This window comes from Marinobacter sp. ELB17, assembly GCF_000169375.1.
Lineage (GTDB): Bacteria > Pseudomonadota > Gammaproteobacteria > Pseudomonadales > Oleiphilaceae > Marinobacter.
Genome location: NZ_AAXY01000002.1, coordinates 263,217 through 283,307, shown reverse-complemented (window position 1 = coordinate 283,307; position 20,091 = coordinate 263,217). Strand labels below are relative to the sequence as shown.

Annotated in this window: 18 protein-coding genes and 1 tRNA gene; 11 read left to right on the top strand and 8 right to left on the bottom strand. The window is 56.1% G+C overall.

Annotated features, from left to right (window positions below):
• Positions 1–105: 105 nt before the first annotated feature.
• The 7 genes from pth to MELB17_RS04070 form a co-directional block, all read right to left on the bottom strand.
• Positions 106–696, bottom strand: coding sequence for an aminoacyl-tRNA hydrolase (gene pth, locus MELB17_RS04100; protein WP_007348876.1), 591 nt, complete (start codon positions 694–696; stop codon positions 106–108).
• 21 nt (positions 697–717) lie between these two features.
• On the bottom strand, positions 718–1,353 hold the full coding sequence (locus MELB17_RS04095; RefSeq protein ID WP_007348875.1) for a 50S ribosomal protein L25/general stress protein Ctc: 636 nt from the start codon (positions 1,351–1,353) through the stop codon (positions 718–720).
• Between the two features lie 185 nt (positions 1,354–1,538).
• Entirely contained in the window at positions 1,539–2,489 is a 951-nt protein-coding gene (locus MELB17_RS04090; RefSeq protein ID WP_007348874.1) for a ribose-phosphate diphosphokinase, read from the bottom strand.
• A gap of 52 nt (positions 2,490–2,541) precedes the next feature.
• Positions 2,542–2,616 (bottom strand) — tRNA-Gln (locus MELB17_RS04085).
• 22 nt (positions 2,617–2,638) lie between these two features.
• A complete protein-coding gene (gene ispE, locus MELB17_RS04080) occupies positions 2,639–3,496 on the bottom strand; it encodes a 4-(cytidine 5'-diphospho)-2-C-methyl-D-erythritol kinase (protein ID WP_036183554.1) in 858 nt (285 codons plus the stop codon).
• 113 nt (positions 3,497–3,609) lie between these two features.
• A complete protein-coding gene (gene lolB, locus MELB17_RS04075) occupies positions 3,610–4,257 on the bottom strand; it encodes a lipoprotein insertase outer membrane protein LolB (RefSeq protein ID WP_007348872.1) in 648 nt (215 codons plus the stop codon).
• A gap of 2 nt (positions 4,258–4,259) precedes the next feature.
• Positions 4,260–6,125 carry a tetratricopeptide repeat protein gene (locus MELB17_RS04070; protein ID WP_007348871.1) on the bottom strand — a complete coding sequence of 622 codons (1,866 nt, stop codon included), beginning with the start codon at positions 6,123–6,125 and terminating at the stop codon, positions 4,260–4,262.
• Positions 6,126–6,331: 206 nt separating this feature from the next.
• Between MELB17_RS04070 and hemA the strand changes: the two genes are divergently transcribed.
• Genes hemA through MELB17_RS04050 form a run of 4 tightly spaced genes read left to right on the top strand, consistent with a single transcriptional unit; the run spans position 6,332 to position 10,441 of the window.
• The gene (gene hemA, locus MELB17_RS04065) at positions 6,332–7,621 is read left to right on the top strand and encodes a glutamyl-tRNA reductase (RefSeq protein ID WP_036183550.1); all 1,290 of its coding nucleotides are present in this window, start codon (positions 6,332–6,334) and stop codon (positions 7,619–7,621) included.
• Positions 7,618–8,712, top strand: coding sequence for a peptide chain release factor 1 (prfA, locus tag MELB17_RS04060; protein WP_007348869.1), 1,095 nt, complete (start codon positions 7,618–7,620; stop codon positions 8,710–8,712). The genes hemA and prfA overlap by 4 nt, the downstream gene beginning before the upstream one ends.
• Positions 8,702–9,646 carry a peptide chain release factor N(5)-glutamine methyltransferase gene (prmC, locus tag MELB17_RS04055; RefSeq protein ID WP_007348868.1) on the top strand — a complete coding sequence of 315 codons (945 nt, stop codon included), beginning with the start codon at positions 8,702–8,704 and terminating at the stop codon, positions 9,644–9,646. Before prfA ends, prmC begins: the two co-directional genes overlap by 11 nt.
• Before the next feature lie 45 nt (positions 9,647–9,691).
• The gene (locus MELB17_RS04050; protein ID WP_007348867.1) at positions 9,692–10,441 is read left to right on the top strand and encodes a molybdopterin-synthase adenylyltransferase MoeB; all 750 of its coding nucleotides are present in this window, start codon (positions 9,692–9,694) and stop codon (positions 10,439–10,441) included.
• 122 nt (positions 10,442–10,563) lie between these two features.
• Here MELB17_RS04050 and phrB read toward each other — a convergent pair whose 3' ends face one another.
• Complete coding sequence (phrB, locus tag MELB17_RS04045) at positions 10,564–12,030, bottom strand: deoxyribodipyrimidine photo-lyase (protein ID WP_007348866.1); 1,467 nt, start codon at positions 12,028–12,030, stop codon at positions 10,564–10,566.
• Between the two features lie 166 nt (positions 12,031–12,196).
• Here phrB and MELB17_RS04040 point away from each other — a divergent pair, with 166 nt between their 5' ends.
• The 7 genes from MELB17_RS04040 (at position 12,197) to MELB17_RS04010 (ending at position 19,969) form a co-directional block, all read left to right on the top strand.
• Positions 12,197–13,075 (top strand): hypothetical protein, encoded by an 879-nt coding sequence (locus MELB17_RS04040; protein ID WP_007348865.1) that lies wholly within the window; start codon positions 12,197–12,199, stop codon positions 13,073–13,075.
• A gap of 119 nt (positions 13,076–13,194) precedes the next feature.
• Positions 13,195–14,082: a mechanosensitive ion channel family protein gene (locus tag MELB17_RS04035; protein ID WP_007348864.1), complete on the top strand. Its 888-nt coding sequence runs from the start codon at positions 13,195–13,197 to the stop codon at positions 14,080–14,082.
• Entirely contained in the window at positions 14,063–14,548 is a 486-nt protein-coding gene (locus MELB17_RS04030; RefSeq protein WP_007348863.1) for an ATP-dependent zinc protease, read from the top strand. The genes MELB17_RS04035 and MELB17_RS04030 overlap by 20 nt, the downstream gene beginning before the upstream one ends.
• The gene (gene rimK, locus MELB17_RS04025) at positions 14,548–15,453 is read left to right on the top strand and encodes a 30S ribosomal protein S6--L-glutamate ligase (RefSeq protein WP_007348862.1); all 906 of its coding nucleotides are present in this window, start codon (positions 14,548–14,550) and stop codon (positions 15,451–15,453) included. Before MELB17_RS04030 ends, rimK begins: the two co-directional genes overlap by 1 nt.
• Before the next feature lie 3 nt (positions 15,454–15,456).
• The gene (locus MELB17_RS04020; protein WP_007348861.1) at positions 15,457–16,524 is read left to right on the top strand and encodes a succinylglutamate desuccinylase/aspartoacylase family protein; all 1,068 of its coding nucleotides are present in this window, start codon (positions 15,457–15,459) and stop codon (positions 16,522–16,524) included.
• 178 nt (positions 16,525–16,702) lie between these two features.
• A complete protein-coding gene (locus MELB17_RS04015) occupies positions 16,703–18,574 on the top strand; it encodes a DUF1302 domain-containing protein (RefSeq protein ID WP_007348860.1) in 1,872 nt (623 codons plus the stop codon).
• Between the two features lie 33 nt (positions 18,575–18,607).
• Positions 18,608–19,969 (top strand): DUF1329 domain-containing protein, encoded by a 1,362-nt coding sequence (locus tag MELB17_RS04010; protein WP_007348859.1) that lies wholly within the window; start codon positions 18,608–18,610, stop codon positions 19,967–19,969.
• Positions 19,970–20,091 lie beyond the last annotated feature (122 nt).

Here is a 20,091-nt window from a genome sequence, read left to right as displayed (position 1 = left end):
GTGCCTCTGATTCAGTAAGATAAGGGACAGATTTAAAATCTGTCCCCGGTTTCCCGGTTTGTGCTAAGGGACAGAGTTTAAATCTGTCCCTGGTTTGAGCGTGTGTCAGGCGTTGGCGTCAAAGCCGTGCAGGCGGTTCATGGCCGCAGCCATGTTGCCGTTGGCAGCGTCTGGCAATACGCGCATGGTTTCATCGAATACCGCCGTTAGCGCTTCGGCTTCCTGTTTGCCCAGGCGCCCCAATACATAGCCGGTCACTTGGCGGGCTTCGCCAGGGTGACCAATGCCCAGTCGCAAGCGCTGAAAATTGTTGGTGCCAAGGTGTGCAATGCTGTCGCGCAAACCATTATGACCGCCGTGGCCGCCGCCTTTTTTCAGTTTTGCAGTGCCCGGGGGCAAATCAAGTTCGTCGTGGGCGATCAGAATCTGTTCGGGGGATATCTTGAAAAAGTCTGCCAGCGCTTTTACCGGCAAGCCGCTGCGATTCATGAACGTTAAGGGGTTCAGCAAATGCAGTTCCAAACCTTGCCATTGAATACGGGCATACAGGCCGTGGTATTTCTTTTCGAGGCGAAGCGACTGGCCCGCATCGCGGGCCAGTGCCTCAACGAAGAGGGCGCCGGCATTATGGCGGGTATTCTCGTAATCGGCACCGGGGTTACCCAGTCCAACCACCATGACAATATCCTGTGCCATCTGCCGTCGCCTCCGGAGTCATTACTCCTTGTCTTCGCCTTCTTCTTCATCTCCAGCGGCGTCAGTCTTAACACCTTTAGGCTTATTGATGGTAACAATAGCCTGGTCGTGCTCAGCGCCGTGCTGCAGTGCAGGAATACGAACACCTTCTGGAAGCTTCAGGTCGCTCATGTGCACAATGCCATCCATCTCGACGTCAAATAGGTCGATTTCGATGAACTCTGGCAGGTTTTGCGGCAAGCAAGCTACTTCTACCTGGGTCATCAGACGGAAAGCAACGCCGCCAAAGGTCTTGATGGCCGGAGCAGTTTCTTCGTTTACCAGGTGCAGCGGTACGTGAACAAAGATTTCTTCGTCTTTGTTAATGCGCTGGAAATCAGCGTGGCTCAGCAGCGGCTTGTACGGGTGACGCTGCAGATCTTTCAGGATAACGCTTTCTTTTTCGCCATTCAGTTCAATGGTCAGAACGCGGGAGTAAAAAGCTTCGTTTTCCAACGCTTTTTTCAGCTCGTTGTGCCAGATGGAGATGGGCGTAGCATCTTTATGACCACCGTAGATGATGGCCGGGATTTTACGCTCTTGGCGACGCAGGCGGCGGCTCGCACCTCTCCCCTGGTCGTCACGAGGAAATGCTTCAATTACAAAGTCCTGAGACATGGTAAGTATCCTTATCGTCATCTGCACGGCCCGCGACCAGGCTCTTTACAGATGAGGTTTTAAAAAGCCGGCGGTGCCAGCTATGAAAAGGTACGGGAGCCGTTGTGGCTCCCGTACCGGTATTTGCTTTTGCGGTCTATTTGGAACTGTTCCGATTATTCAGAACGGTTCAAAATCAGATCGGCTTAGACATTTTCGAACATGGCGCTGATAGATTCTTCGTTGCTAACGCGGCGAATAGATTCCGCAAGCAAACCGGCCATACTGAGGGGGCGGATTCTATCACACTGCCGGGCTTTGTCACCCAGAGGAATGGTGTCGCACACCACCAACTCGTCCAATTCAGAGTTGTTGATGTTGTCGATGGCTTTGCCAGAGAGAACCGGGTGGGTAATGTAGGCCACAACCCGCGATGCTCCGTGCTTTTTCAAGGCTTCGGCGGCTTTGCACAGCGTGCCGGCAGTATCAACAATGTCGTCAACCAGAATGCAAACTTTGCCACGCACATCACCAATAATGTGCATAACCTGGGACACATTGGCCTTGGGGCGGCGCTTGTCGATGATCGCAAGGTCTGCGTCATCCAGGCGCTTGGCCACGGCGCGGGCCCGCACAACACCGCCAACGTCGGGCGATACCACTACAAAATTTTCAAAACGCTGCTTTTCAATATCTTCAATCAGTACCGGTGTGGCGTAAATATTGTCCACCGGAATATCAAAGAAGCCTTGAATCTGATCGGCGTGTAAGTCTACGGTCAGTACTCGGTCTACACCAATGCTGGAAATCATGTCAGCAACCACTTTGGCGCTGATGGCGACTCGGCTGGAACGAACCCGACGATCCTGACGGGCGTAGCCGTAATAGGGGATAACCGCGGTGATGCGTGATGCAGAAGCTCGGCGCAGGGCGTCGGCCATCACAATCAGTTCCATTAGATTATCATTGGTGGGATGGCACGTAGGCTGAATGATAAAGACATCGTGGCCGCGCACATTTTCGTTAATTTCAACGGTGGTTTCACCATCGCTAAAACACCCGACTGTTGCGTTGCCAACTGGAATATGGAGTTGCTTGGAAATTGCGTGGGCGAGGTCAGGATTGGCGTTGCCGGCAAAAATCATTAACTTGGACACGATAGCACCCTTCTCGGTATCGGCGTGTGATTCAGAAGAAGCAGAAGAAAGATGGCTGGGGTGGCAGGATTCGAACCTGCGCATGACGGGATCAAAACCCGTTGCCTTACCACTTGGCGACACCCCAGTGTCGTGCTTATTTGGCATCATTATAGCTCTGCTAGTTTCTGGTGTAGAGGTGAATGATTCACCCCTCTAGCTACGAACCCCTTGATGCCAGAGGGTCTACTTTCCCAGATGATCCGGGCTGCGGATTCTGTCGGGAAACGTCCGAAAATGCAAGCCCCTGTTCCAGTTAATCTTGTAGGTCCGAATTGTGAAAGCCAATCCAGACTTTCAGCGACATCAGGATACAGTTTTCGAACCGTTGCTTCACAGTCGTTTTTGTACCCCGAGGCGTCTCCCTCAAAAGCGGGCGCCATTGTCATTTTTGGAGTGTTTCTTGTCAACCCTTTTGCCGAAAAAATCTTGGTGGTTTGAATGTTACATTCGGGTTTTAGCACCACAAACCAGTCTTGTGGTGGGTTTGCGGGTGTGAGCTGTTCACCGACACCTTCGCCGATGGCTGCGTGGCCGCGCACAAAAACCGGTACATCGGCGCCCAAATTCAGGCCCAGTTCTGCCAGAGCGTCTTCGTCATAGCCAAGCTGCCACAGGTAATTCAACGCCAGCAGGGTGGTTGCGGCGTTAGAACTACCGCCGCCCAAGCCACCGCCCATGGGCAGTATTTTACAAATACTGATGGTAACACCGGGCAACTGCGCCAGCGCGTCCCCGGCCAATGCGTGAGCAGCCTTAATGATCAGGTTGTCGGCATCGGCTACCCCGGGCATCGATTGCGCCAGGCGTACGCCGGGTTTACCGGGAGTCAGCTCAAAGGTCAGTTCATCGCCGTAGTCCAGAAACTGGAACAGGGTTTGAAGCAGGTGGTAACCGTCAGCGCGGCGGCCATTGATGTGCAAGAACAGATTAATCTTTGCCGGCGCCGGTAGGGTGATTGTCGTCATAGTGATGGCCGCTATTGTTGCCGTCATAGTTTCTGTCATAGTTTCTGTCAGAGTTGCTTTGAGAGTTTTCTTGAGAGCTGCCTTAAAACGTGTATCGAGATCTGTCGTCAGGGCTAGAGGGGCTGCCAGTCAGTGATGGCCATGCGCACGCGTTTCTCGCCCTTGGTGGCAGTGATGCGGGCGGGCAGTGCCGGCAGTTCAGCGCTGGCGCTGTACCAGCGGTCGTATTGGATGTGCCAGCCGCTCTGGCGAATAGCCACCAGTTCCCCGGTGCTGTCGAACAGCAGGCGGTAGTCGCCATCGGGCGCGGTTAGGCCTCGCACCCACCAGGTCAGCTGGCTCAATGGCAGGCGCCAGCCCGTCGCCGCCAGTACCAGTTCGTCTGGCTCAGAGGATTGGTAACGCTCGCCGTCGGCCAGTGTCAGTTCAATAAAGTCGGGTGAGCCTTTCAGTCGGGTGCGGCCCATGCCCAGAAAGGCCGAAGACAGGGTCAGATCATAGTCTTCGTTGTGTTGTACCCATTGGTTAATCAGCGCGCTGCCGCTGTCAGAAGGCTGCTTAACGGCGAGCTTGCCGGTCAGTTTCCAGTGGTCAAGATTCTGCCGCTGGCGCACTGTGTCTGCCCACGATGCGGGCGGCTGGTCGGTCAGGCCTTCTGGTAATGGCTCCAGAGTCATCGTGCTACAGCCGCTCAGCGTAGCCAATAGAAGCATTAAAGCAGCGTGGCGCAGTCTCACTTTGGTCAAGGTTGAAAAAAACACGGTTATTCGCCAGCCGTAGCTTCAACAGCGTCGGTACTTGGTGCCGGCTGCGCGCCTACCCGCTCAATGGTTTCCAGCAACACTTCGTGCTGGGGGTCCTGTTTTAGTCCCTGTTCCCAGATAATGCGCGCCTGCTCGTCGGCGCCGGTCATCCACAAGACTTCGCCGTAATGGGCGGCTACTTCAGGGTCTGGGAAGGCGGCCCATGCGCGGGACAGGTAATCCAGAGCCTGTTGCAATTTGCCTTCGCGGTACAGTAGCCAGCCCATGCTGTCGAGAATGGCCGGGTTTTCGGGCTCCAGCTCCAGCGCTCTCCCAATCAACTGCCGGGCCTCAAAAAGACGCTCGGTGCGAATGGTCAGAATGTACCCGAGAGCGTTCAAAGCCACCGCGTTGTCGGCGTCGTCGCGCACAATCTGCTCCAAGTCTTGCACCGCTTCGGCGGTGTTTCCCTGGCTGTCCATCATCATGGCGCGAGCGTAACGAATCTGGATGTTGTCTGGGTGTTGCAGTAGCGCCTGGTCAATGGCCTCGGCGGCCTGCTGTTGCTGGTCCTGCTTCAGCAGCAGGTTGATTTCAATCATCCACAGTGCTTCGGAGCGCCCAGGGTTGGTTTGGCGTAATCGCTGAATGGCATTAACCGCTTGCTCGAGCTCGCCGGTTTCAGCCAACAAGCTGCTGGCTCTGGCTTGGGCGGGCAGGTAATAGACGCCCTCGCCTACAGCCTGGTAGTAGTTAATCGCCTGTACAGTGTGGTTCTCATTGTCTGCCAGTCGGCCTAAATAATAGTTGGCTTCAGCAGCTTGCTGGCCGCGGTTCAGCAAAAAGCTCAGCTCTTTGCGGGCTATGTCACCCTGCTGGTTTTCAATCGCCACCAGCGCGTGGGACAGGCGAAATTCAGACATGTCTGGATAGCGAGTAACCAGCCGCTCGAATTCGTCTTGCGCGGCTTGCAGTTCGCCCTCATTAACCAGCATACGGCCGTACAGAGCGCCCATTTTCCGGTTGCCGGGGAAGCGCCGGGTGTTGGTCATCAGGTGGTCAAGCGCAGCGCGTTTTTGGTCGCTGCCGTACAGTAGGTCGCCTTTTAGAATGATGGCCGGTTGGAAAGTGGGGTGTTTCCCCAGCAGCGTTTGCAGTCGCGCCAGTGCCGGCTGTGGCATGTCGCGTATTTTCATCAATAAGGCAATGCTGTATTCCAGCTCTGGATTGTTGTTCTGGCGCTCGGCCAAATCCAGATACAGCGACAACAACTGCTGCTGCCGCTCAGCCGAGAGGCTGGCTGCCATGGCTGCCAGACTGTCAAAGTCGGCGTCGCCGCCGAGTTCCATGATTCGTTCCATGTGCACCAGTGCCAGTGCCAGGTCATTACTTTTTACTGCCTGAATGGCGGCAGAGCGGTGGGCTTCGATGCTGTCGGGTTCCACTTCCAGCCACAATTTCACCAGCTCCTGCTGGATATTGTCGCTGTTGAGGGATTGGGCGATGCGTGTTGCCCGCTCAATAACGCCGACATCACGGGACATCTGGGCGGCCCGCACGTAGTGGCCCAAAGTGATATCATAGTGACCGCGCTGAGCGGCAATTTCCGCAGAGGTCAGCAGGTACAGGACTTCAGGCTCGAAATTCCCGTACACCGGCGTAGAGTCGGGTGCCACAGAGGCAGGCATAGGGTTGGGTACAGGGGCATTCGATTCGGCGCCATCCACGTCTGGATTGACGTCATCAAAGCCCGAAAGGCTGCTGCAGCCCGAAATCGCCAGGCCCAGCAGGCCAGTGGCCAGAACGCGATAAAGGGTGTGATGGCGAGTGGAACGACGATTGCCATCAACTGCGCGGTAAAAGAGCCCGAAAAAGAATGTTTGCATGCAAAATTCCGTATGTTGAGCAGGCGTAAAACCCGATGTGGAGCGCCAAAACCGTATAATGGCATAATCGCCAGATGTTGCCTAACGTGTCCGCACTTGCCGCAGCGCAAGGCTTATGGGTGGCAGCGCGGCCTTCAGACCGTTAAAATACTCACAATATTAAAATTTCATTAATCGCAAAGCGCGCAGGGTTGTTGAATCACAAAATGGCACTGGTAACGCTTGGTATTAATCATCGCACGGCGCCTGTGGCAATCCGCGAGCGGGTAGCGTTCACCCCTGAGCGCATGGCCGAGGCATTTGCAGAGCTGCGTGCGGCTGCCGGAGCAACCGAGGCGGCCATACTTTCGACCTGTAACCGCACCGAAATTTATCTCGCAGCTGACGAAGATTGTGCCCCGCTGATATTGCGCTGGTTGGCCGGTTTTCACAACGTCGATGCCGGCGATCTGGAAGACGTGATTTACGTTCATCATGACAGCGAGGCGGTACGCCACCTTATGCGGGTGTCGGCCGGGCTGGATTCCATGGTGTTGGGCGAACCGCAGATACTGGGGCAGCTTAAAGACGCCTATGCCCTGGCGCGGGAGCACAAGGCCTGTGGCTCGTTTCTGGCGCGCCTGTTCGAACATACCTTCTCGGTAGCCAAACGGGTTCGCACCCAAACCGCTATTGGCGAAAACCCGGTTTCTGTCGCCTACGCGGCGGTAAGCATGGCCAACCGCATTTTTGCCGATATGTCGCGCAACAAAGCGCTGCTGATCGGCGCCGGCAAAACCATCGAACTGGTTGCCCGCCACCTGGCAGACGCCGGCGTGAAAGATTTCCTGGTAGCCAACCGTACCCTGGAGCGGGCGCAAACGTTGGCGCAGGTCCACGGCGGGAAAGGCATACTGCTGTCTGACATCGCTGAACATCTGCACGAAGTGGACATTATCATTTCGTCCACCGCCAGCCCGCTGCCGGTTCTGGGCAAAGGCACCGTGGAGCGGGCGCTGAAAAAGCGCAAACACCAGCCCTTTTTCATGGTGGATATTGCTGTTCCACGGGACATAGAACCGGAAGTGGCCGAGCTCGACGACGTGTATCTTTACACCGTTGACGACCTGCGCCAAGTGATTGAAGAGAACATTCGCTCTCGCGAGGGCGCCGCTCGGGAGGCCGAAAACCTGATTGACCTAGGTGTGCAGGAATTTCTTAACCAGCTGCGCGCACTGGACGCCGTATTTACCCTGAAGCAGTTCCGCCAGCGAGCCGAAGACCTGCGCGATGTGGAAACTGAAAAAGCGCTTCGCTCCTTACGCAACGGCGCCGATCCGGAAACCGTGATGCGCAGCCTGGCTCGTGGTATTACCAACAAGTTGCTACACCAACCTTCAATTCAGGTACGCAAGGCCACCACTGCCGGGCGCACCGAAGTCACCGAATGGTTGCGGGAATTGCACCAGCTTGATGCAGAAGAAACCGACCATAAGACCCCCGTTGGAAAACTATGAAGCCGTCTATTCAGTCTCGCCTTGAACAGCTTGTTGAACGTTTTGAAGAAGTCAGTGCCTTGCTCAGCGATGCCGGCGTGATTGCCAATCAGAATAAATTTCGCGAGCTGTCCCGCGAATACGCCGAAATAGAGCCGGTGGTGCAGTGCTTCCAGGCCTGGCAGCACTCCCTTGTGGACATCAACGAAGCCCGAGAACTGTCCAAAGACGGCGACGCCGACGCCGACATGCGTGAAATGGCGGAAGAAGAACTGCACACCGCCCAGCAAGCCAGCGAAGAGCTGGACGCAGAACTGCAGGGCCTGATGCTGCCAAAAGACCCGAACGACGGCAAAAACGTGTTTTTGGAAGTGCGCGCCGGCACTGGCGGCGACGAAGCCGCCATATTTGCCGGCGACCTGTTCCGCATGTACAGCCGTTTTGCTGAACGCCGGCGCTGGCAGGTAGAAATTCTCAGCGCCAGCGAAGGCGAACACGGCGGTTACAAAGAAGTGATTGCCCGGGTGGCCGGCAGCGGCGTATATGGCACGCTGAAATTTGAATCTGGTGTGCATCGCGTACAAAGGGTACCGGAAACCGAATCCCAGGGCCGCATTCACACCTCGGCCTGCACGGTGGCTGTTATGCCGGAAGCCGACGAAGCCGAGGCGGTAGAAATCAACAAGGGCGACTTGCGGGTAGACACCTTTCGCGCCTCTGGTGCCGGCGGCCAGCACGTTAACAAGACCGACTCCGCCATTCGCATTACCCACCTGCCAAGTGGCCTGGTGGTGGAATGCCAGGAAGAGCGCTCGCAGCACAAAAACCGTGCCAAGGCCATGAGCCTGCTGGCTTCGCGCTTGCAGAATATTGAAACCGAGCGCGCCCATCAGAGCATGGCCGAAACCCGCAAAAGCCTGGTGGGCAGCGGCGACCGCTCCGAGCGCATTCGCACCTACAACTTTCCCCAGAGCCGGGTGACCGATCATCGCATCAACCTGACCCTGTACAAGCTGGATGAAGTGATTGCGGGCGATCTGGATTCGGTGGTCAAGCCATTGCTACAAGAACACCAGGCCGAGTTGCTGGCTGCGCTGGCCGATGACCGCTGATTCTGCTGACGACCTGGGCACTTTCGAACCAGCCACTTTACGCTGTGATGATTTGCTACGCGCCGCCGCGAGCCGCATCGGCAGTGATTCGCCCCAGCTAGACGCCGAGTTGTTACTGGTCCAGGTAACCGGATGGTCCCGAACCCGCTTCCGTGCTTTTCCTGAACAACACGTCAGCCTTGTGCAGGCGGCCGCTTTTGAGCAGCTTGTAGACAAACGCGCGGCTGGCGAACCCGTTGCTTATGTGCTGGGATGGCAGGAGTTCTGGTCACTGCCGTTGCAGGTGAGCGCCGCCACGTTGATTCCACGGCCCGATACCGAATGTGTGGTCGAGCAGGCGCTGACCCTGGATCTGCCAGCCCAGGCGCGGGTTTTGGATTTAGGCACAGGTACCGGCGCCATTGCCCTGGCGCTGGCCAGCGAGCGGCCTGATTGGGACATAACCGCCAGTGACTTTGTAGATGCCGCCGTCGCCTTGGCGCAGAGCAACGCAGCGGCGCTGAACCTGCCAATTCAGGTGGTGAAAAGCCATTGGTTCGACCAGCTCACGGCTGTCTGTTTTGATCAACGTTTGGACGAAAGTGGCGATCCGCGTCGTGATTTACGGGGTGATTTAAATCGCGATCAGGGCTTTGATTTGATCGTGTCTAACCCGCCTTATATTGCGAACACTGACCATCATCTGAGTGAAGGCGACGTTCGTTTCGAACCGGCCTCTGCACTGGTATCGGGTGCCGATGGCCTGGATGATATCCGCCATATTGTGGCCGCTGCGCCAAGTTGGCTGAACGCTGGCGGTTGGCTGCTGCTAGAACACGGTTATGATCAGGCGCAGGCGGTGCAGGGATTGCTACACCAACAGGGCTTTGATCAGGTACACAGCCGCCAGGATTACGGTCGTAATGATCGAATGACTCTTGGCCAAGCCAAGTAGAGGACGGATTTCAAATCTGTCCCCGATCTGTCAACGGAGCCCACCATGCTAAGTGACGACGAGCTGTTACGTTACAGCCGCCAGATTCTAATGCCGAATTTTGACATTGCCGGCCAGCAGGCGCTGAAATCCGCGCGCGTATTAATAGTTGGCTCCGGCGGCCTGGGCTGCCCCGTAGCGCTTTACCTGGGCGCAGCCGGGGTGGGTCACCTGACCCTGGTAGACGACGATCATATCGAAGTAGCCAACTTGCAACGCCAAATCGCCTTTGAAACTGCCCAGATGGGTGAATCCAAAGCCGAGCGGCTGGCCGATCGCATTCGCGGTATAAACCCATTAATAACGGTAGACGTGATTCGCCAGCGGCTGGAGGGCGAAGATTTTGACGCCCCTGTGACACAAGCAAGCCTGGTGCTGGATTGCTGTGACAACTTCAACACTCGCTTTGCCCTGAACCGAGCCTGCGTGAAAGCCGGCGTACCGCTGGTGTCTGGTGCGGCCATTCGTGGCGAAGGTCAGATCAGCGTGTACGACAGCCGTCAGCCACAATCCCCTTGCTACCATTGCCTGTATCCTGAACAAGGTAATGAAGACCTGACCTGCTCCGAAGCCGGTGTAATAGCCCCACTGGTCGGCATGATCGGCGCTGCCCAGGCGATGGAAGCGATAAAAGTCATCAGCGGTGTGGGTAAAACCCTGGTAGGCCGCCTGTTGATTGTCGATGCCTGGCGCATGGAATGGCGCGAAATGAAGCTGGCCAAAGATCCCGCTTGCCCGGTGTGCAATAACAAATAGGGGACAGACTTCAAGTCTGTCCCCGGTTCTGCAGTCTACCGCCGGGGACGGATTTCAAATCCGTCCCCGCTTTCTCTCGCCCCCGCTTTCTCTCAAATCCGTCCCCGGCTGCCCCCGGCCATTCAGTCCCTCAGCGCCTGAAACCGCGCAATCGCCTCTTTCCGGCTTTCTTTCAAATCCACAATGGGCCTGGGGTAGCCCCCGGGAATCACCCCGCCTTTGCCAGGGTTGTGAATCCGCTTGCTGTCCAGCTTCGCCAATTCTGGCACCCAGTGGCGGATAAACTCGCCGTCTGCGTCAAAGCGTTCGCCCTGGGTCATCGGGTTGAATACCCGGAAGTAGGGCGACGCATCGGTGCCGGTAGACGCGCTCCACTGCCAGCCGCCGTTGTTCGAAGCCAGGTAGCCATCCGCCAGTTTTGACATGAAATAGGCCTCGCCCCGGCGCCAGTCAATAAACAGATTTTTGGTCAAAAACATCGCCGCCACCATCCGCAGCCGGTTGTGCATCCAGCTGGTTTCGTTGAGCTGGCGCATGGCGGCGTCTACCATCGGTATGCCTGTTCTACCATTTTTCCAGGCTTCAAAATGCTCGTCGGCGGTGTTCCATTGCAGGGCCTCGGTTTCGGGCTTGAACGCCCGGTGCATGCTCACCCGCGGGCAGTGGTAAAGAATGTGAATGTAAAAGTCGCGCCAGGCCAGCTCGGTCTCCCAGGTAAAAAACCCTTCCTCGTCGTTGGCCGCCTTGCCAAAAGAGCTGCCCATGGATTGCTTTAGTTGCCACGCCGCCTGCACACACTGGCGGCCAGACAGCGCGCCTATAGCCAGGTAAGGTGACAATTTGCTGGTGCCCTCAATCGCGGGAAAGTCGCGATCATTCTTATAATCACCCGCCCGCTCCTGCAAAAAATCCTGTAGAGCATCGTGGGCGGCGTTTTCGCCGGTAGCTACCAGTGCCGGCGGTGCCTCACCAAACAGCGCGTCTACTTCTTTTTTCAGGATCACGCTGCTGCTGTTTTTAACGTCGGCGCCGGCTAACGCTTCGCCCACTTTTTTTGGCACGGCAAGCAGCGCCGGTTGCTGCTCTTCCTGCCAGCTTCGCCAGCGCCGGGAAAATGGCGTGAACACCGAATAAGGCTCGCTTTGTTGGGTCAGTACTTCGCCCACCGGCACGGCGGCCTGGTCACGGTACTTGCTGACCTTAACGCCAAGCGTGTCGAACCGCGGCTTCAGGGCTTTGTCGCGGCGGCGCTCGTTCACGCCGTATTCTTCGTTGAAATGAACCTGGCTAATCTTGTGGTCGCGGCAAAACGCTTCCAGCGTACTCAGCGACTGCTCAAAGTCTGCGGCGCGTAAAAAACTCAGGGCAATGCCCAGTTTGGCCAGTTCCTGGGCCAGCGCATCGGCGTGGTCAAGCATCAGGTGCACCTTGGCCGCCGACCAGTCGTGGCTGAGCCACTGCTCCGTAGTAACTATAAAGCAGGCTTCAACCGGCTCGCCGGATGATTGCGCAGCGCTCTGGCAGGCGGCGGCCAGGGCCGGATTGTCGGCGGCTCTGAGGTCGTTACGGAACCAGACCAGCTGAGTCATGGTGTCTCCTGAGTGTTGGCTAAAAGGGTTGTTCAGAGCTAACCGTACGGGTAATTACACTGCGCGGAGCTACTAAAACGACGCGTTTATCTATTCGCTGCTATTGTGGTATTGGATTATAGTGAGCGCAACATGGCGACTAATAAAACAGGAAGATAACCGGCGTATGAAACAGCCCGCAGAGCGCTCTCTAAAGCGCTCTCTAAAGCACTCTCCACAGCATTCGCTAGCCGCTGACCAACGCTGGAAATCCAGCAACGATGACGGCCTGTGGGCCAGCCCGTACACCCTGAAATCTGGCGAAACCCAGCACCACAGCCTGGGCCACTCGCAAATCTGGGTGACTTTGCTGGACATGGAATGGCAAATTCGTTCCCAGCAGGAAGAACAGCAGCAGGTGCCTAAAGACTGGAAGCTGGTGACCGGCCACTCACTGCCATCGTCAGACATTCCAGTGCAGCGTTTCATCCGCAACGGCGATGCCGAAATGGTTACCTATGTTCCCGCCATGGCGGACCGCCCAACGGTTATTCGGCCTTACCAGCCGCTCACCATAGCGGCCGATGGGCAGTGCGTTATCTATGTAGGCACAGCCCTTTGGATGAACGTGTGCATCGGCCCCAAACAGGTGTTGGTGGCAAGCATACCGCTGTCGGAACCGTCGTTGACATGGGTCGGTAGCAACACCATGGAAGGCGAGCTGTGTTATTCCGCCCAAAGCTACGCCCGCCTGGCGTTAGACGCGGTGCCCAAGCGCCCCTGGCGCGCTGTTACCCCGGTCAACATCCACAACCGGCGGCCGCAGCCTTTGTTAGTAGAGCGCTTCAACCTGCCTACCCAACTGCTATCGATTCACCGCAATCACCTTGGCCAGCTGTGGACACCGGGGGTGAATGTGGAAGTAGACACCGACGTGAACGCCGCCAGCATGCGGGTAGACCCGTCGCCTCCGCCGGCTGCCGGCCCCTGCGAGCCCCTGGGCCCGGCCCGGGAGCAAGTCAGCCGCGGGCGCTTTGTGCGCACTCTGGACCGGATATTCGGTTGACCTTCTATTTGGCTGATCTCCCATTTGATTGACCTTGTGTTTGCGTGGCCTTCTATTCGATTGAGCTTCTGTTCGAGTGGCCTTCTATTTGATTGGTACAAGCCGGGAGTAAACGTACTGTGTTGGACCAACTAAAACACATGGCTGCCAGCGTGATTGATGGCATTGCCTGGGGTCAGTGGTTCAGTTCGCTGTTCCTGTTTGGCTTAGGCCTGTTATTGGCTACGTTTGCAGCCCGCAGTGTCAGCCGATTTATGGCCAAACGTGCCTCGCGCCATCACACGGTAATGCTGAAGCGCCTGGTGTTTTATGTAATTGTCGTGATTTTTGCGGTGGCCGCCCTGCGTGAGGCGGGCTTTTCGCTGGATGTGGTGCTGGGCGCAGCCGGTATTTTAACCGTAGCCATCGGTTTTGCCTCGCAAACATCGGCCTCTAACATGATCAGCGGATTGTTTCTGCTGGTTGAAAAGCCGTTTGAAATTGGCGACGTAATCGAAGCCGACGCCACCATTGGCGAGGTGGTCAGTATTGACATGCTGAGTGTAAAACTGCGCACGCCAGACAACCTGTATGTGCGCATTCCCAATGAAACCCTGATCAAAACCAAGGTGGTTAACCGTTTCCGCTTTCCCATTCGACGGCTCGACCTGACGGTCGGCATTGCTTACGCTGAAGACGTAGAACGGGTAGAAAAACTGCTGTTGGCGCTGGCGGAAAAGCACCCAACCTGCCTGAAGGAGCCGAACCCATTCGTGTTGGTGACCGGGTTTGGCCAGTCGTCGGTAGACGTGCAGTTTTCATTCTGGGTGCCCAGAGAAAAACTGGAAGCCAGTCGCAGCAGCATGATGATTGCGGTTAAAAAAATGCTCGACCGGGAAAAAATTGAAATCCCGTTCCCCCACACCAGCATCTACGCCGGTAGCCATTCAGAACCTTTCCGTGTGCAGCTGATGGCGCCGCAAAATTTGCCAGACAAGGAACAGCCAGATGTCCACAAAGACAGCTGACGGCTTAACACCAGCTAAAGGCTCTACAGCAGTGCGCCTGGGTTGGCGCGAATGGGTGGCTCTGCCCGATCTGGGCATTGGCCTGATTAAATCCAAGGTAGACACCGGTGCGCGCACATCGTGCCTGCATACCTTTCGCACCGAGCCCTACACTGAAAACGGCGAGCGCCGGGTAAAGTTCTGGGTGCACCCGACACAGAATGACCTGCAAGAGGTGATTGAGTGCGACGCGCGGGTGCTGGATGAACGCAACGTGTCCGACTCCGGCGGCCACAAAGAATTGCGGCTGGTGGTTGAAACCACCCTAGTGGTGGGCGACCAAAGCTGGCCCATAGAAATGACACTGACCAACCGGGACTCCATGCGTTTTCGTATGTTGATTGGCCGTACCGCTATGGCCGGCCGGGCCACTGTTTTCCCGGAAGCATCTTATCTGGCCGGGCAACCGGCGTTGAGGAACGAATGATGAAAATTGCCGTGCTGTCCCGTAACCGCAAATTGTATTCCACCCGCCGGCTGGTGGAGGAAGGAGTCAACCGCGGCCACGAGGTGCGGGTAATTGACTGCCTGCACTGCTCCATGAACATTACCTCGGCAAATCCTGCGATTCATTATCACCAGCAAGTGCTGGAAGATTTTGACGTGGTTATTCCGCGTATCGGTGCGTCAGTCACTTTCTACGGCACTGCGGTATTGCGTCAGTTTGAAATGATGGGCACGTTTCCGGTTAACGAATCGGTCGCCATTACCCGCTCCCGCGACAAACTGCGCTCGCTGCAGCTGTTAGCCCGCAAAGGCGTTGGCATGCCAGTCACCGGTTTCGCCAACAAGCCCGATAGCGTTCCTGATCTGCTGAAAATGGTGGGCGGCGCCCCGGTGGTTATCAAATTGCTGCAAGGTACTCAGGGTATTGGCGTGGTGCTGGCGGAAACACGCACCGCTGCGGAAAGCGTCATTGAAGCCTTTATGGGCCTGAAAGCTGACATACTGGTGCAGGAATTCATCAAGGAAGCCGGCGGCGCCGACATTCGCTGTTTTGTAATAGGCGACAAAGTTATCGCCGCCATGAAGCGCCAGGGTGCTGACGGTGAATTCCGCTCCAATTTACACCGCGGCGGCACCGCCTCGCTGATTCGGATTACGCCGGAAGAACGCCGCACCGCCATTACCGCGGCCAAGGCCATGGGCCTGAACGTGGCCGGTGTAGACCTGCTGCGCTCGTCCCGCGGGCCGCTGGTGATGGAAGTAAACTCCTCGCCAGGGCTTGAGGGCATTGAAAACGCCACAGGCAAAAACGTCGCCGGTTTGATCATGAGCTGGATTGAAAAAAATCAGGCCCCCAGCCGCACAAAAACCCGAGGCAGAGGATAACCAATGGCACGAGCTCCGTTTGAAATTGCCGGCATTCAGGTTCAGCCGGGCACCCGTAAAACCATAGAAGTTCAAGTGGCCAAACTGTACACCCACACTCCGCTGCACATTCCGGTGGAAATTGTGCACGGCCGCCGTGACGGCCCGGTGCTGATGGTGTGTGGCGCTATTCACGGCGATGAAATCAACGGCGTGGAAATTGTGCGCCGGGTACTCACCAACACCGCTCTGCGTAATTTGCGTGGCACCTTGGTCGCTGTGCCCATTGTCAATATCTTCGGCTTTGTGCAGCGCACCCGCTACCTGCCAGATCGCCGTGATTTGAACCGCTGTTTTCCCGGCAGCGAAAGCGGCTCTTTGGGTGGGCGCATCGCGTACTTATTGCGCACCCAGATCATGGAACACGTTACCCACATTATTGACCTGCACACCGGCGCCATACATCGATTTAACCTGCCGCAGATTCGTGCCGAGCTGAAAACCCCTGAAACCGCCCGTATGGCGGAAGCTTTTGCTGCACCGGTTATTATAGACGCCGGCCTGCGCGAGGGCAGCCTGCGCGCCTACGCCGATTCACAGAATATTCCAGTGATTACCTATGAGGGCGGCGAAGCCTTGCGCTTTGACGAAGTGGTTATCGCCAGCGGTGTTAAAGGCGTGATGCGGGTAATGCGGGAGCTGAAAATGACACCGGCCAAAAAGAGTGTAAAGCCGCCTCGCAAACGCTCCGAGGTTGCAGCCAGTTCCCAGTGGGTAAGGGCCGATATAGATGGCATCATGCGCCCGGTGGCCAAACTGGGGCAAAAAATCAGCAAAGGCCAAAAGCTGGCGATGGTTGCTGACCCTTTCGGAGCCTCGGAAACCGCCATCATCTCCCCCTGTTCCGGCATTGTGATTTGCGTGAATAACCTGCCACTGGTGAACGAAGGCGAGGCGATTTATCACATTGCCCGTTTCGACGAACTCGGCGAAGCAGAAAAAGCCATGGACTATTTCCGCGACAGCATGGAATCGGAAGTCAGCGAAGCGGTATTGCCGGTTCACCCCTGGGATGAACTGCAAAAACAATAATGTCGCCCATTGCGGGCGGGTTGACTATGGTCGGATTAAGCAAGCCCACGCTTATGCAGTGGGAATGAGAGTGAAAATCATACTTTTGACTGATAAGAACAGGAGAGGGCGTTGGTATAGTGTGATCCTGTCAGTTCTATCACAGCAAGAACACAAAAATAAACGGAGTAGTCTTCCAATGATAAAAAACCAACACGTGCCGCGTATCTGGAAGCGACTGCCGCTGGCGATTGCCATCGCGGCCGGCTTTTCCGGTTATGCCTCAGCTTATTCCTTCGATTCCGAAAAATTGGGCGGTGTAGAAGCCCAGTTCAACACCACATTGTCTGCAGGTGCTACCTGGCGTACCGAGAACCGTGACAAGGGTTTGGTAGGGCAGGGCAACGGCGGTACGGCTTCGTCGACCAACTACGACGACGGCAACCTGAATTTCGATAAAGGCGATACGGTTTCCAAGCTTGTCAAAGGCAACAGCGAACTGTTCCTCAGTTACGATGTCGACAGCAGTGTGCTCACCCGAGTAGGTGCGCTGGTACGTGGCCGCTACTGGTACGATTTTGAACTGAAAGACGAAAACCGTCAGCATGTGCCACTAAGCTCGGATGGCAGAGACAACGCCTCCGGCGGTGAAATTCTAGACGCCTATATTTTTACTGACTGGTACCTGGGCAATGTGCCAATCAGCGCGCGTTACGGTAACCAGGTGGTCAGCTGGGGTGAAAGCACCTTTATCCCGGGTGGTATCAACACCATTAACCCTATTGATGTAAACGCTTTCCGTGCCCCAGGTGCCGAATTGAAAGATGCTCTGCTACCGGTAGAAATGTTCTACCTTTCCGCGGGTATTACTGAAAACGTCACTATTGAAGGTTTTGTTCAGACCGACTGGGAGAAAACTCGTATTGATGACTGTGGTACTTTTTTCTCCACGGTGGATTTTGTGGCAGATGGTTGTGGGCCGATCAATCCGGTTGGCAGTCTCAGCGATGCCCAGAGTGCACAATTCGCCAGCGCCGGAGTTGTCATTCCCCGATTGGCGGATCGCGAGCCGGATACTAAAGATCAGTTTGGCGTGGCATTGCGCTGGTTTGTGCCAGCCCTGAACGATTCCGAAATTGGCCTTTATTACATCAAGTACAACAGCCGCTTGCCGTATATCAGCGGCGTGGTCAACAGCAGCCCCGGCGGCAGTGGTAGCAATCCGTTGTCACCAAACTTCCCTGATTTTCCTGATTACTTTATTGAGTATCCGGAAAATATTGACCTGTTTGGCATTAGTATCAACACGACCATACCGGGTGGCTGGTCGTTAGGCGCTGAGTACAGCTTCCGCAAAGACTTGCCTCTACAGTGGAACGCCTTTGAGCTAATCACTGCTGGTCTGCAAACTGGAACCAGCCTGCTAGAGCAGCGTCGCCGCGAGGAACTGGGGTTGGTTGGTGGCTCGATCGACGGGCTTGTCGCTTCTGGTAACGACCGTTACGACGTGTCCCAGGCCCAATTTACTTTGATTAAATTCTTTGAGCAGGTCATGGGCGCCAACCGCTTGTCGCTGATTGGCGAAGCCGGTGCCAACTGGGTCCATGACCTGCCAGGGTTTGACGAAGGCCGCTTCGGGCGCTCAGGCACTTACGGTATCGGTCCCACCTTGGTGGATACACCCTTTGGCCAGCTAGACCTGTGCGGTTCGGATGCAGCCCTTATAGGGCGAACACCGTTGAACTCCAACACTGCCTACTGTGAAAACGAAGGCTTCACTACAGACTTCTCCTGGGGCTATCGCACCCGCTTGGTATGGGATTACCTCAACGCATTCTCCGGCGTAAACCTGTTCCCGCGCCTGGCCTGGAGTCACGATGTGAAAGGCTACGCCCCGCAACCCGGTGGCGCGTTTAACGAAGGCAACAAGTCTATTGGCTTTGGCTTAGAGGCGGTGTATCAGAACAAGCTCAGTGCTGATGTCAGCTACACCAACTACTTCGGTGGCAAACCCTATAACGACTTCAGAGACCGCGACTTCATCAGCGCGAGCGTTTCCTACTCGTTCTAATCCGTCTCTTATTCGTTTAGCGAGGTGATAACCATGAAATTGAACAAGAAATTACTGACCACCGGGATTCTTGCGGCATCGCTGTTCAGCATGAACGCTTTTGCCGCGGTGTCAGGCAGCGAGGCCGCCAAGCTGGGCGATACGCTGACCCTGATGGGCGCAGAGCAAGCTGGCAACGGCGGTGCTATTCCAGCCTTTGAGGGTGGCTTGACCACCCCGCCGGCTGGCTACAAGAACGATGGCATTTACGTGAATCCGTTCCCGTCAGATACGCCAGAATTCACCATCGATCGTAGCAACGTAGATCAGTACCGCGCTAATCTGTCACCAGGCCAAGTGGCGATGATCGAAAAGTACGACAACTTCGTGATACCGGTGTATCAAACACGACGCACAATGGCGTACCCGCAAGCCGTGCAGGAGCAAACCCGCGCCAATGCCACCACGGTGAAATTGAAAGAAGGCGGTTCTGGGCTGGAAAATTATCAGGCCGGCACGCCTTTCCCGATGCCACAAAGTGGCTTGGAAGTTTACTGGAACCACATCACCCGTTACCGCGGCGGCTCGGTGCTGCGTAACATTGGCCAGGCAACACCCACAGAAAGCGGCGATTTCAGCGTAGTGCGGTTTCAGGAAGAGCTGACCTACCGTACCTTCCTGGAAGACGCTAATCAGAACCTCGATCCCAATGTGCTGTTTTACTTTAAGCAGGCCATCGTCGGGCCGGCTCGGCTAGCAGGTAACGTGCTGCTGGTGCACGAAACCATCGACCAGATCGCCGAACCCCGCCGTGCGTGGATTTACAACGCTGGCCAACGTCGTGTTCGCCGTGCGCCTCAGGTAGCGTACGACGGCCCGGGCACCGCGGCCGACGGCATGCGTACCTCGGATAACCTGGACATGATGAACGGCGCCCCAGACCGCTACAACTGGGAGCTGGTGGGCAAAAAAGAAATGTACATTCCGTACAATTCCTACAAGTTGCTCGACCGTGACCTCAAGTACACCGATATCGTGCGGCCTGGCCATATCAACCAGGAGCTGGCCCGTTATGAACTGCACCGGGTATGGCATGTGCGCGCTACTTTGAAGGAAGGCGAACGCCACATCTATGCCAGGCGTGACATCTACTTTGACGAAGATTCCTGGCAGGCAGCGGTGATTGACCAGTACGACGGCCGCGGCGAGCTGTGGAGGGTGTCAGAAGCCCACGCCATTCAGTTCTACGATCGCGATGTACCCTGGTACGCCGTTGAAACCATCTCTGATGTGCTTTCTGGCCGCTATCTGGTGTTGGGCCTGACGAACGAAGAAGCCAACCCGTACGAGTTCGGTATTCAACGGCAGTCCCGTGACTACACTCCGGCCGCGCTGCGCAGGTCTGGTGTGCGCTAGTTCTTAAGACAGTAGATTGTAGAAAGCACCTTGTAGAAAGTACTTTTTAAATAGAAAGTACCTGGAAATAAAATGGCGGGCCTTAGTGCCCGCCATTTTTATGCTAATCTGCGCTGTACCTT